This is a genomic window from Enterococcus mundtii (assembly GCF_002813755.1).
Taxonomy (GTDB): domain Bacteria; phylum Bacillota; class Bacilli; order Lactobacillales; family Enterococcaceae; genus Enterococcus_B; species Enterococcus_B mundtii.
Map to the genome: position 1 here is coordinate 51,569 of NZ_CP018062.1, position 13,116 is coordinate 64,684.

The 13,116-nt window shown below is 34.6% G+C and carries 11 protein-coding genes, 1 pseudogene and 1 riboswitch; of the genes and pseudogenes, 11 read left to right on the forward strand and 1 reads right to left on the reverse strand.

Features of this window, described 5'->3' with window-relative positions:
- Positions 1–23: 23 nt before the first annotated feature.
- The 3 genes from EM4838_RS15935 to EM4838_RS15945 all read left to right on the forward strand — a co-directional run bounded on the left by EM4838_RS15935 (position 24) and on the right by EM4838_RS15945 (position 4,072).
- A complete protein-coding gene (locus EM4838_RS15935; RefSeq protein WP_071868079.1) occupies positions 24–1,082 on the forward strand; it encodes a WxLIP family cell surface protein in 1,059 nt (352 codons plus the stop codon).
- 1 nt (position 1,083) lies between these two features.
- Positions 1,084–3,582: a WxL domain-containing protein gene (locus EM4838_RS16700; protein ID WP_179948064.1), complete on the forward strand. Its 2,499-nt coding sequence runs from the start codon at positions 1,084–1,086 to the stop codon at positions 3,580–3,582.
- Between the two features lie 166 nt (positions 3,583–3,748).
- Entirely contained in the window at positions 3,749–4,072 is a 324-nt protein-coding gene (locus EM4838_RS15945; RefSeq protein ID WP_373865806.1) for a DUF7006 family protein, read from the forward strand.
- A 28-nt stretch (positions 4,073–4,100) separates the two neighbouring features.
- On the opposite strand, the gene EM4838_RS15950 is transcribed toward EM4838_RS15945, so the two are convergent.
- The gene (locus tag EM4838_RS15950; RefSeq protein WP_269149441.1) at positions 4,101–4,685 is read right to left on the reverse strand and encodes a recombinase family protein; all 585 of its coding nucleotides are present in this window, start codon (positions 4,683–4,685) and stop codon (positions 4,101–4,103) included.
- A gap of 266 nt (positions 4,686–4,951) precedes the next feature.
- A riboswitch (FMN riboswitch) is annotated at positions 4,952–5,085 on the forward strand.
- Positions 5,086–5,194: 109 nt separating this feature from the next.
- On the opposite strand from EM4838_RS15950, the gene ribD reads away from it, so the two are divergent.
- From ribD to EM4838_RS15985, 8 genes and pseudogenes are all read left to right on the forward strand, one after another.
- Positions 5,195–6,268 (forward strand): bifunctional diaminohydroxyphosphoribosylaminopyrimidine deaminase/5-amino-6-(5-phosphoribosylamino)uracil reductase RibD, encoded by a 1,074-nt coding sequence (gene ribD / locus EM4838_RS15955; protein WP_071868068.1) that lies wholly within the window; start codon positions 5,195–5,197, stop codon positions 6,266–6,268.
- Positions 6,253–6,873 (forward strand): riboflavin synthase, encoded by a 621-nt coding sequence (locus EM4838_RS15960; protein WP_071868069.1) that lies wholly within the window; start codon positions 6,253–6,255, stop codon positions 6,871–6,873. Before ribD ends, EM4838_RS15960 begins: the two co-directional genes overlap by 16 nt.
- Positions 6,870–8,045: a bifunctional 3,4-dihydroxy-2-butanone-4-phosphate synthase/GTP cyclohydrolase II gene (locus EM4838_RS15965; RefSeq protein WP_071868070.1), complete on the forward strand. Its 1,176-nt coding sequence runs from the start codon at positions 6,870–6,872 to the stop codon at positions 8,043–8,045. Before EM4838_RS15960 ends, EM4838_RS15965 begins: the two co-directional genes overlap by 4 nt.
- Positions 8,046–8,063: 18 nt before the next feature.
- Complete coding sequence (ribH, locus tag EM4838_RS15970; RefSeq protein ID WP_071868071.1) at positions 8,064–8,525, forward strand: 6,7-dimethyl-8-ribityllumazine synthase; 462 nt, start codon at positions 8,064–8,066, stop codon at positions 8,523–8,525.
- Between the two features lie 801 nt (positions 8,526–9,326).
- Positions 9,327–9,896: a recombinase family protein gene (locus tag EM4838_RS15975; protein WP_100917310.1), complete on the forward strand. Its 570-nt coding sequence runs from the start codon at positions 9,327–9,329 to the stop codon at positions 9,894–9,896.
- Positions 9,897–10,283: 387 nt separating this feature from the next.
- On the forward strand, positions 10,284–10,784 hold the full coding sequence (locus EM4838_RS15980) for a hypothetical protein (protein ID WP_130029268.1): 501 nt from the start codon (positions 10,284–10,286) through the stop codon (positions 10,782–10,784).
- 242 nt (positions 10,785–11,026) lie between these two features.
- A pseudogene (locus EM4838_RS16945) lies at positions 11,027–11,264 on the forward strand (transposase); the annotation flags it as partial.
- A 109-nt stretch (positions 11,265–11,373) separates the two neighbouring features.
- The gene (locus EM4838_RS15985; RefSeq protein ID WP_071868017.1) at positions 11,374–13,011 is read left to right on the forward strand and encodes a helix-turn-helix domain-containing protein; all 1,638 of its coding nucleotides are present in this window, start codon (positions 11,374–11,376) and stop codon (positions 13,009–13,011) included.
- Positions 13,012–13,116: the final 105 nt, after the last annotated feature.

Genomic DNA, 13,116 nt, shown 5'->3' on the forward strand with positions numbered 1-13,116 from the left:
TCTTTAAAGGAAGGGGTAAATGAATGAAACAAGTCAGTACATATCGAAAAAATATAATCCAACAAACAGGAATGATACTGCTTCTGTTGTTGGTCAGTTTGGTGGCACCGATGCGTGTGGGGGCAGAAGAGGGAACGTTGAATTTTTATGTGACACCGGAGTTCTCAGACAATCAACAGTCAGGAAATAATCGCTATTTTCAGTTGACACTTGCACCGGATGCGACAGAAAAACTGACATTGAAACTACAAAACGCCAATGCAGAAGCAAAGAAAATCAAAATCACGCCACATACTGCGTATACGAACGTGATGGGGGTTGTGGAATACGGGCAAGACGCGGAAAAAGCAGATCCCACACTCAAGCACTCGCTGGATGAATTGATCGAACAACCCGAAATCCTTGAACTTGGTGGCAATGAAACGAAAACGGTGACACTTGATCTGAAGATGCCAAAAGAAGCTTTTGAAGGATTCTTAGCGGGTGGCTTAAGGGTATCCGAAGTCAAAGAAGACATAACTGAAGAAACAAGCGAGGAAGAAGGAGTCGCCATCCAAAACGAGTTTGCGTATATCCTCGGTGTGGTGGTGAGTAACAATCAAGATGCCGTGCAACCTGATTTAGAGTTGTTAGATGTTTTTGCCGATCAACTCAACTACCGCAATGTGATCAGTGCGAATCTACAAAACTTCACCCCAACATTCGTGAATCGCTTAGAAGTTGAAGCAACGGTTCAACGAGTTGGCGAAGAGGATATTTTATACCAAGCCAGTCAAGAACAGATGCAAATGGCACCAAACTCCAATTTCAACTTTCCAATTTCTTTAGAGGGTGATCGCTTTCGCAGTGGTGACTACGTATTGAAAATGACGGCACGTTCAGGAGGAGAGGAATGGCAATGGGAACGGAAGTTTACCATTGAAGCAGATGAAGCTCGAACATTGAATCAACAAGATGTCAAAATTGATACGAGTCTCAATTGGTGGCTCGTTGCAGCGATTATCTTGATTATTCTATTGTTATTGCTTATTGTTTGGCTACTTATTAAAAAACGAAGACCTAAAAATGACAAGGAGGTCTAACATGATGAAAATTAAAAAAGCCTTGGTCGTGGCAAGCACTTGTCTTCTTTGTTTTCCTTTGCTTTTTTCTCCAGTAATTGAAACGAGTATGCCTGTGTTTGCGATCGATAATTCTGTGGAGCTAACAAAAGAAGCAGAATTATTGGATCCAATAACTTATACACATGATTATTCAAGCTCTTCTGATAATCATGAAGAAACAGCGACTTCGGAATATTTAGAAAAGCAAGAAGAATCAGAAAAAACCGAAAGTGAAGAGGTAAGTAATCGTGCTACTGAATATCGTTTAGAATTAATTGCAAGCCCTCCAGCCGGTGGCAACCCAAGACGAACTGATTCTGCAGGATCGAATGTGGTATGGCTCCGGGTAGGAGATAATCTGGGGAATATGAGAGCATTTCCCAATCCCGGTTATCGATTTTTACACTGGGAAGTCGCCTCAGGTCCGATATTTATATTTAGTCCAAATAGCGAAGATCTTAGTGTAAGCCAAAGAGAACCTGGAAACTCTGTGATTCGTGCAGTCTTTGAGCCAGTTCAAGGTGGAAATGTTACTGTAAAGCATGAAGATGAGGCAGGGAATCAATTAGCTGATTCTAGCGTGCTGACTGGTTTAGTTGATCAAACTTATACAACTGAAGCTCTAAACATTAGTGGTTGGCAATTGAGTAAGATTCCTGAAAATGCCTCTGGAACTTTTGGAGTAGAAGAACAAACGGTTGTATATACTTATGAGCCTGAACAGAATCTATGGGGAACGGTCCCTTGGTCGTATGAGGAAGGAACTGAAATAATCACATTATATGGTGGGGAAGCTGGCGCAAGAGGAGATGCTCCATGGAAAACCTACTCTTCGGTCAAACAAATTATCGTAGAAGATCAAGTGATATTACCATCAAATTCCACCGCTTTATTTTGGGCATTGCCAAATTTGGAAAGTATTGATAATGCTGGGAGATTTGACACCTCGAATGTCACTAATATGCATAATATGTTTGGTGGAACGAACAACATAAAAACGTTAGATCTTTCAAACTGGGACACATCGAAAGTTACTGATATGGGATTTATGTTCAATCTTAATAGTAATCTAGAAACCTTAAATGTTTCAAACTGGGATACGTCAAATGTTACTAGTATGAACTCGATGTTCCAGAATGCCGAAAGTTTACAAGTGATAGATGTTTCGAACTGGAATACATCGAATGTTACCAATATGAGAACGATGTTCAATGGTGCAAGGAATCTAGAAACCCTAGATGTTTCCAATTGGAATACATCGAATGTTACCAGTATGACAACGATGTTCCAGAATACCGAAAGTCTAACAGCAATAGATGTTTCAAGCTGGAATACGTCGAATGTTACCGATATGGGATGGATGTTCTTTGGTAATCGTAGACTAGAATCATTAAATATCTCAAATTGGAATACTGCAAATGTCTCTGTAGCTACCAATATGTTTTCTAATACGACCAATCTTTCAGATCTTCGTCTAGGAACAAATTCCCGATTTGACCATTTGGCTAGTCCTCCTACTATGCCTATCATTACTTCTTCAGATAACTATACTGGTAGCTGGGTCTATTATTTGAATCAAGGAAATACAATTCCTGAAGCCTATATTACCTCTTCTTCAACTAATTTTTGGCGGGAATACGATGGTAGTAATCCAGGTACTTATCAGTGGCAAAAAAAAGGATCAGTAGTCGTTCATTACAGAGATATCAATGATCAAGAAGTTATCGCTCCAGAAATCATTACTGGTGGGATACGTGAACCATTTCAAATTGAAGAAAAAGCAATTGAAGGGTATACGTTACAAGAAATTCCAGATAATACTTCCGGTCGATTTGCTGAAGAAGAACAACTTATCATTTTTCGATACATGAAAAACACAGTAGATCCTGTAGATCCATTAAAGCCAGAAATTGAAGTCGACCCAGAAAATAAACCAAATCTACCTGGAAATCAAGGGTTATTAAGTATTGACTTTGTTTCTTCCTTTAACTTTGGCTCCCAAGCTATTTCTATTCATGACCAAACGTATCATGCACAAGCACAACGGCTATTGAATGAAGATGGGGCGGTCAATGAAAAAGAAGTACGACCAAACTATGTCCAGATTAGTGATCGACGCCCAGAATCTGAGCGCAATGGTTGGGAATTAGCCGTCACACAACAAGAACAATTTAAAGGGAAAGAAAACCAAGTATTGAATGGCGCTAGTATAACTCTGTTAAACCAACAAGTCGTTACTGCTCAAGGGGGAACAGCGCCTGGACTGCAATCTGCTCCCTGTGAGCTAATCCCAGGGAATCGTCGTATCTTATTAAAAGCACAAGGGAATGAAGGGATAGGTACTTGGATTTATCGTTTTGGGAATGCTGAAACGGCAAAAGAAAGTGTGGCACTCAATGTACCAAAAGGAGCGAATCCAGAAGCAACTACTTATTCGACCAAGTTGACGTGGGAATTAAGTAGTGTTCCTGACAATTAGAAAAGCATTCCATTTTCTCTACTCTTGCTATAACTTTACAAACTTTGATAAATCCAAAAATTGCTATCCAGAATGATGATCTAAATACTGTAGCTATATCCATAAAAAATAAAGACAAAGGGAAAGGAGAATGTAAGATGAAACCACTCTAACAAAGGATGAATATCTGCGTCAGTTTCAAGAAAGAATGTCACATGACAAAAGAGAAAATGAAGAACTGAATGCGTACTTAACGCAACAGTTCGAGGAACTTAATCAATTGATAAGCACGATTTCACCAGATAATTTTTGGGAAAATCTCCCTAAAATTATAGGGATTGATGCGAAACTAACACTAATGGCAGAAATAATTTGTTACGACTATAGTAAATTGCCAATAAAAGAGATTTCGCGGCTTGTGGAGACGGACTACCGTACGTATTTTAAGGAACTTTGTGGCAATGATCTGAGTGCAAATAATAAATATTCAATGGTATTTAATGTAGTATAAATTTCTAAGAAAAGGAAACACCTAATAACTACTTAGGTGTTTCCTTTTCCATTATTTTACTAAGATAACGATAAATAGTTGTTCGAGAAACATTCCAACGTTCGGCAATCGTCTTAATAGGCGTACCGTTATCTACTAGAGTCTTCAGTAATTCCAAGTCCTGAGAAGTTAGCTTTTCAGGACGGCCACCAAACCTTCCTCTTGCACGTGCAGCTTCTCTTCCAGCAGCCGAGCGTTCCAAAATCAAATTGCGTTCAAATTCGGCAAAAGCCGCAAACAAATGAAACATAAGTTGTCCGGTAGAGCTAGATTTGTCCATTGTGATATTTTCTTGAAGACTATGAAAACTCACACCACGTTCATTCAAACGATTGACGATCGAAATCAGATCTTCCATATTTCTTCCCAGCCGATCCAAACGCCAAACTACGAGAGTATCTCCAGAACGAACAAAATCGATGGCCATGTCCAATCCTGGTCGATTACTTTTTGCTCCACTCATATGATCGGTGAAAATCTTCTCACAACCAAATTTGTTTAAACTATCTTTTTGTAAATCTAAATTTTGTAATCCAGTGGATACTCGGGCATATCCTATTTTCAAAAAAATCACTCCTAACTAAAATCTATTGTAACATAACTTTCTCCATATAGATTAATTGAACATAGATTTTGATATGGGTTTATGAACACTAAAAGTATAGAGAAATTTAAATTTAAGGTAAAAAAATAAAATGTCCAGAAACGGACCATTTTCTGGACACGATATTCTTATTTTATTTATACGTTCAACATTAATGCAATGCTTACGTTCATACTACGTTTTACTTTTTTAGGTTGACACATTTGAGATTTAAGAATATACTCTAAACGAATTAAATATTTCTTCGGGGCAGGGTGTAATTCCCGACCGACGGTGACGAGTTTACTCGAAGTCCGTGACCCACATTTTTGTGGTTGAGCTAGTGAAAATCTGGCACCGACAGTTAAAGTCTGGATGGGAGAAGAAAAATCGACTGAAGATCGGTTTTATTTGTATTAAAATCGATTATCTTTAGGTTTATTTAGTTATGCCCTGTGATTAATTTCGCAGGGCATTTTTTGTTGAAAGGGGGAATTGATATGCACCAGTCTTTCATGCTAGCTGCGATTGAAGAGGCAAAAAAAGGAAAGGGAAACACCTTTACCAATCCATTAGTTGGCGCTGCGATTGTCAAAGAAGGAAAGCTAATTTCACTAGGTGCGCATTTACATTATGGCGAGGCTCACGCTGAAGTAAATGCTATTCAAAATTGTGGTTCCCCCGAAGAACTGTTTGATTCAACTTTATATGTTACTTTAGAACCTTGTAACCACCAAGGAAAGCAGTCACCTTGTACGCAAGCCATTGTCCAGTCTGGTATCACAACGGTAGTCATAGGGCAACTTGATCCAAATCCTTTAGTAGCAGGAAAAGGCAGAAAATTTTTACAAAAGCATGGAATCAAAGTAATTGTAGGTGTCGAAGAAGAGACATGTAAAGGACTGAATCCTTTTTATAACCATTTTTTTGAAATGGATCGTCCCTATATCATATTGAAACAAGCCGTTACACTAGATGGGAAAATTTCTATAAAGAAAGATTCTCGGTACTCAATCACGGGCTCAGAGTCAATCTCAAGAGTACGCAAAGAGCGAGGAGAATATCAAGGAATCGTTGTGGGGAGCGAAACCGTTCTAGTTGATGACCCTCGTTTGTTACCTGATGCCGAAACTAGCTTTTCACCAGTGCGCATTGTTTTGGATCGTAGAGGACGGATCCTTAAAAATCCTAAACTCGATCTTTTTCAAACGACAACAAGTCCGGTCTGGATATTTACGGAAAATTCTAAGCTAAAGGAACGATTTCCTCATGTAACCATTTTTTATACACCTAAGTTTTCTTTTACGTTCTTTATTGAGACCATGAGAAAGAAAGGTATTCAGTCGTTGTATGTAGAAGGTGGAGCGAAAATCCATGATGCTTTTTTAGCAGAAAGTCTCTGGGATGAAGTCATCAGTTATATCGCACCCAAACTTTTTGGTGGAAAAAGTCCGATGTCCTTTCATAGTGAACGTTTAGTTTCTAAAGAACAACAATTAGCATTTTTGGAAGTTGAACAGCTTGGAGAAGACATTCGAGTTAGGGGGAAACGAAAGCAATGTTCACAGGATTAATCATTGAACAAGGAACAGTCAAAGAAATTAGACGAAGCCAACAAATGATCCAACTTACTTTTCAAGCTTCCAACAGTGTCCTACGTGATTACAAAATTGGAGATAGTATGGCAGTTAATGGGGTATGTTTAACTGCTATTGAGACTTCAAGTACTTTTTTTAGAGCTGAAATAATGCCTGAAACCTTTAAACGGACCACTATCTCCACCTTAAAAGTTGGAGATAGGGTAAATTTAGAACGAGCAGTTTCCATGATGCAACGCTTTGAAGGTCATTTTGTTGCGGGACATATTGATACTGTTACAAGGTTGATCAAGAAAATAGAGAATCAAAACGCATTAGTTTTGACATTTGCTTACCCAACTAAATATGCAGGTGAAATCATTCCACAAGGATCAATTGCAATTAATGGAGTAAGTTTAACCGTTACGGATACAACAATAGCAAGCTTTTCAGTTAGTCTGATTCCACATTCCAAATCTTTGACAAATCTGGGGAATTTAGGTGTGGGACATCTTGTGAATATAGAAACGGATATCATTGGAAAATATGTAAAGGCACAGAGAAATAAATTTGAGATGTACAAGGAGAAGGACTTACTATGAGTAATATTACTGAGGCAATAAAGACTTTGAAAAAGGGGGGGCTAATCATTGTAGCTGATGATGAAGATAGAGAATCAGAAGGAGATTTGGTTGGTTTAGCCGAATATGTCACACCTGAGGCGGTTAATTTCATGACCAAATTTGGTCGAGGATTAATCTGTGCGCCAATATCGAAGAAGATTGCGCAACACTTATCTTTAGAAGAAATGACAACTCATAATACGGATGCGTTTGGTACAGCTTTTACGATTAGTGTGGATCATAAACATACAAAGACGGGTATTTCAGCATTTGATCGAGCTACTTCCATTAAAGCATTGGCTGATCCTCATTCGAAATCAAGTGATTTTCTTAGACCAGGTCATATTTTTCCTTTGATTAGTGTAGAGGGTGGAACGCTTATACGTCGAGGACACACCGAAGCTGCAATTGATTTAGCCAAATTAGCTAATAGTATAGAGGCCGCTTATATTTGTGAGATCCTGAAAGAGGACGGCACGATGGCAAGGATGAAAGATCTGATACGTTTATCTGAAGAATGGCAATTACCCTTGATCACTATTGATGAGTTGGTAAATTTTTTAGAAGAAAGTAGTCATATAACAGTAAATTTACCGACAGATTATGGTGATTTCAAATTGACTATTTATGAAGATGGAGACAAAATGGAGCATTTATTGCTAACAAAAGGAGATATTCAAAATAGTCAGTCACCTACATTAGTCCGTGTTCATTCAGAATGTTTAACTGGTGATGTCTTTGGTTCTCATCGTTGCGATTGTGGTGAACAGTTACATGAAGCAATGAGAATGATTGCAGAAGAGGGTACTGGAGCTATTCTTTATCTTCGTCAAGAAGGTCGTGGGATCGGATTGAGAAATAAGTTAAAAGCTTATCAATTGCAAGAACAAGGATTTGATACTTATGAAGCAAATATTGAATTGGGCTTTGCTCCGGATGAACGGGATTATCATTTTGCAGCAGACATTTTAAAATCAATTGGTACAACTTCTATTCGGTTACTTACAAACAATCCCGATAAAGTAACAGAGTTACAACGAGATGGAATTACGATTGTAGAAAGAGTATCAATTGAAACCTTTCCACAAAAGGAAAACCAAGCCTATTTAAAAACAAAAAAAGATAAGTTTAATCATTATTTATCAGTATAAAAATAAAGGAGTAAAGACATGACGATTTATGAGGGAAATTATTCTACAAAGGATCTTCGAATAGGAATAGTAGTCGCGCGATTTAATGAATTTATCAATCAAAAATTGTTGCAAGGAGCATTGGACAATTTAAAAAGACATGGTGTGAAAGAAGAGCAAATTGATATTTATTGGGTACCGGGAGCTTTTGAAATTCCCTTTATCACCAAAAAACTTAGCAAAAAGGATAGTTATGATGGATTGATTACGTTAGGGACGGTTATCAGAGGAGCAACTACTCATTATGAATTGGTTTCCAATGAGGTAGCCAAAGGAGTCGCACATATTAACCTAGAGTCCAATATTCCAGTGATGTTTGGTGTATTAACCACAGAAACTATTGAGCAAGCAATTGAAAGAGCAGGTACGAAAGCAGGGAATAAAGGTAGTGAAGCTGCTCAAGGGTTAATTGAGATGATCTCTCTTTCACAACAAATTTAAGAATTATTATTTTTTGAATATGATGATTTTACTGCGGATCTACTAACTTTCAGTTTACTAAATATATTAAAAGCGGTTGTTGCTATCAAAAATACCTGTCAGGATAACTCTTGTCAGGTATTTTTGATAAGTAAAATGGTTACGTAGGTAATAATAATTTGTGTAATATTTTGCCTCTAAAAAAATGACATCTAGATTTTTTTGCGATACGCTTTTGTCTATTTAGGGTACACCGTAAAAAGACACTCTTGGGAAAAGCAAAATTGATAGCATTTTTCTATTTATTTAGCATATATTTATATCATTAAGTGGCAAAAATTTTAAATAACTTAACATTTGTAAACTCAGATCAAGTTACATTAAAATATATTGATCTAGCGAAGACGAAATTTGGGTTGTCTATTAGTCCTAGTTAGATAATCTATATAGAAAATGACATGGTATTAGGGTATATGGAATATAGAAACTAAAACACAAGATAGCGAAATTAAAAAAGCACAAGAACCATTGATGAATTCCATTGAAATAATTTCACCGTTAATCAATCCAAGCAGAAGTAAGTTTCGATTGATTATTTTCTGTTCTGAATTGATTTTGGCAAACTAAGTTCTGAATCAATCAAAAATATTCACGGAAATTTAGAAAGTTACGTTATCCATAAGCGACTCGTTGGATTTTTTTTATTACAGTAGTAATTTTTACAGTTAAGTCATTGTATAATTGTCTCTACTCATACCAATCCTATAAATATATTATTGATAATTATAAGTTTTTTATTAGATAACTTATTGGAGGAATTATATGACTAGAAAAATTTACGGCTATGCTCGGGTCTCAACTAAACAACAAGATCTTTCGCGACAATTAGATTTATTAGAAACTTATCATTGCAAAAAAATCTATACTGAAAAAATTAGTGGTGTCCGTGCAAGTCGTCCAGAACTAAATAAACTAAAAAAACGTGTAAAGACAGATTATCAAATTGTCATTGAAAGCTTCTCACGGTTTGGACGTAGCACAAAAGATTTAATTAACCTTGTTTATTTTTTTGAGAAAAAAGGAGTTAAAATAATCAGTATCAAAGAAAATTTTGATACTCAAACTCCCCAGGGAAAATTAATGATCACTGTTTTCCAAGCTTTTAGTCAATTTGAACGAGATATTATTGTTGAAAGGACCCTTGAAGGATTAAACTCTGCACGTGCAAGAGGTAAGGTTGGTGGTCGGCCAAAGGTAGATCAAGAGGTTCTTCAAGAATCACTCACATTACACCTTACAAAAGGATTATCTGTCTCAGAAGTTTGTAAAAAAACTGGGATAAAGCAATCAACTTTTTATCGCTATTTAAAACTAGAGAGGAATCTTTCTTAATTGAGTTAGTGCTTATGGTGAGTATCTTTTTACTGGCCAAATAAATATATCGCTTTATTTTTAAAAAATATTTCTGGTATAGTATAATATAAGTCGAAGTTATATATAATAGATATTGAATTAAATTCAATTTCTCAAAAAACTCGTTTTTAGTAATGTTAATTTGTTATTTATATCCTAAATAAGGAAACCTAATTTAATCACTTTTTCGAGACATCTGATTCTATCGGATGTTTTTTTTGTCGTCTCCCTAAAAACGAAGATTTTTGAGATAGATTCAATATCTGAGAAAGATTATAGGGGAAGGGAACTGAACTGGCTGCCTCACCATCAAATACTGTACATGTTAATGGGAATGCTACGGTATCAATCGGTAAAGATGCTACCTTGAATATAAAAAGTGACAGTACTTCAAACGCTCAAAATTTAATGTACTTCGCTTCTGCGGGTTCAACCTTTGAATTTTCTGAAGCTCAAGAAGTCAATGTAGAACGAACTGGGACAATTGTCGGAACCTCGACAATCAACGGATTGATTAATATCGCAGGAAGCACCGGGTTATTAGATATCGATGTGCAATCAGTGAAACAATGGGCAAGAGGTAATTTTGAAGCGACACCCGATCATTCATGGACTCCGATCTTTAATTTGAATCTACGCTATACAGGAGTAGTTCCTCGTATTGAGACAGTTTCTTCAATTTCACAAGAAACAGCAACTAGTTTTAAGCAATATTTCACTACGCAAAATGTACAACGGATTTTATTTGAAAAAATTCCAGATGTCGAAGTCACGGTCGATCCATTAACAATGGATATTATTCTTCAAAGAATAAATTCTTATTTAAGTGACGTAGCCTTAAGAGGCGAAACCTTAGATTCGAAATAATTAACCAATTTGTTAGATTTAATTAAAAAACAGGTCTAATTATTTGTTGGACTTATCAAAACAATGTCTACCCAAATATTCCTAATTTTTGGATTGACGTAGGGGCATTCATCGTCATTCTCTACAGATGTAACAAATGACTATCGACGTGAGGCTGATCATTCTCAACTCGAAAACTGATATATAAGGTTTGTTGACTTACTAATTTTATCTAGTGATATAATTAATATATATATATAAAGATTAATACAAAAGTCAAATTAGACACTGATAATCATTCAATATTTTTTCTTTGTTATCATCTTATACTAGTAACTAAGTATCGTATATAGGCAATTGATGATAAAATATCAATAATTTTTAAGAGGAATTGCAGTATCACATCATTTAACTTTAGTTGAGTGGAATCATGATAGAGACCATATTAATTTTATGTTTAAAGTACAATTGAAAATAGAATTGATGAAATTTATAATTGCAAATAATGATGTGATAAAGTGTGTTTCTCCTAACCTAAACTAAAATTTTCTTGTAAAAAAGTATTATCTATCAATAAATATTATATGATTAGCCATAGGAGGTAAACGAAATGGTAAAACCATTAGAAATTATTCAACTAAAGGAATTATCTTCCGCAGATTGTACTATGAATTTAGAAGATATTAATATTAGTATAACTGGAATTAATGTCATGGATACTAATAACATGGACAGTTGGATCAAAAAAGGTGAAATTATTATTGTTGGTGGAGAATATATCAAAATATTTTTTACTGAAAAATATCTCTCAAAAGTATTAAAAAAGGAAATAGGGGGGATTATCACAAAAAAAAGATATCAATGTTATATTAAGAAAGAGTATGTAACATTGTGTACTAGGTACCATGTACCAATAATTTTTGTAGAAAATTCATATAGTTGGAGTGATATTATTTCTCCCATTCAATCATTAATAATCAGGAATCAAAGTAAAATGTTAGTAGATGTTGAACATTTTCATAGAACAATGTTGTTAGCGGTATCGGATAAGAGCATGCATAAAGATATATGTGAAATTTTTTACGAATTAATAGGTTGGCCTGTGGCAATTATTGATGAAAATTTTTTATTACTTAATTATTCTTCAGGATTTAATTGGTTAAATTACATTGATAATACACAAAAAAGTATTCTCAATGTTTTTGACAAAATTGGAACTTCATATGAAGGAAAAGATGTCATAGGTATTTTAGATCAAAGAAAAAACTTATCAGAAAATAATCTTAAATTTTTTTATATCCCTATTTCAGGAGCTTTTCAAAAAAAATCTTATATGATATTAAAGCAAGATAAAAACACAGAAACCTTATCAGAAGATCTTTTAGCCAAAATAGAAAGTTTTCTGTTAATATATCGGTTAAAAATATCTTTTCAAATGAATTATAAATTGATAAATAGTCATTACCAAAATATAATTTTTGAAGATTTATTACAACTTAATGAAGCAAATAAAAGTACAAAAGAAAAAATAAGTTATTTATTGGGCACTAAAGTATTGGATTTCTACCGAGTGGTAATGATTAAAGAGATTTCAACCAAGAGTAACTATACATTTAGCCAAGGAGATGCTTACTTTATTAATTTTAAAAATTCTTTAATTAATCAAAAATATATTAATGATAGTTTTCTCATTTTTTCGAGAAAAAATTATTGGATTTTGTTAATGCCAGTAACAAATATCGATCTGGAGGAATTTTTAAAGTCGTTGGTTAATTTGTTAGATGATTTTTATCAACATAGTAATTATTTCATTGGTGTCAGTGAGAGTCATCCTTATTGGCGATTATCACTTGGTTATAAGGAAGCAGAACAGTCAATAAATATATTAGTTTCTAACTATCCTTCTAAAAGATATCTTTTATATAGTAAATTAGGAATATTAAAAATGTTTATTGATGATCAGGGGAAAATTAATCAGTTGTACAGAGATAAAATGCTTGAGACATATATTTTTCCACTTAAGGAAACCGATAATAAAAATCGAACAGAATTATTATCTACATTGGAAACATTTTTTTACTGTGGTTTTTCTTATAGTAGAACAAGCGAAAAACTTTTCATCCATAAAAATACTTTACGAGCAAGAATAAAAAGAATTGAACAAATTTTGGATGTGGATATAAAACACCCTGATAATTTAATGAATATATATATATCATTTCAAATATATCATTTAGTAACTGAATAAATTACCGATTGTTCTAAAGTACAAAATCTTCTGTTTCCTTTTGTACTTTAGAACAATTTTATTATTAATATAACTGTAATAAAATGTAAGTATGAATAGATAAGG

Bases quoted from the DNA above. Each gene is read 5' to 3' on its own strand.
- ribD (WP_071868068.1), top strand. From the start codon at position 5,195: ATGCACCAGTCTTTCATGCTAGCTGCGATTGAAGAGGCAAAAAAAGGA.
- ribH (WP_071868071.1), top strand. From the start codon at position 8,064: ATGACGATTTATGAGGGAAATTATTCTACAAAGGATCTTCGAATAGGA.
- EM4838_RS15960 (WP_071868069.1), top strand. From the start codon at position 6,253: ATGTTCACAGGATTAATCATTGAACAAGGAACAGTCAAAGAAATTAGA.
- EM4838_RS15965 (WP_071868070.1), top strand. From the start codon at position 6,870: ATGAGTAATATTACTGAGGCAATAAAGACTTTGAAAAAGGGGGGGCTA.
- EM4838_RS15935 (WP_071868079.1), top strand. From the start codon at position 24: ATGAAACAAGTCAGTACATATCGAAAAAATATAATCCAACAAACAGGA.
- EM4838_RS15985 (WP_071868017.1), top strand. From the start codon at position 11,374: ATGGTAAAACCATTAGAAATTATTCAACTAAAGGAATTATCTTCCGCA.
- EM4838_RS16700 (WP_179948064.1), top strand. From the start codon at position 1,084: ATGATGAAAATTAAAAAAGCCTTGGTCGTGGCAAGCACTTGTCTTCTT.
- EM4838_RS15975 (WP_100917310.1), top strand. From the start codon at position 9,327: ATGACTAGAAAAATTTACGGCTATGCTCGGGTCTCAACTAAACAACAA.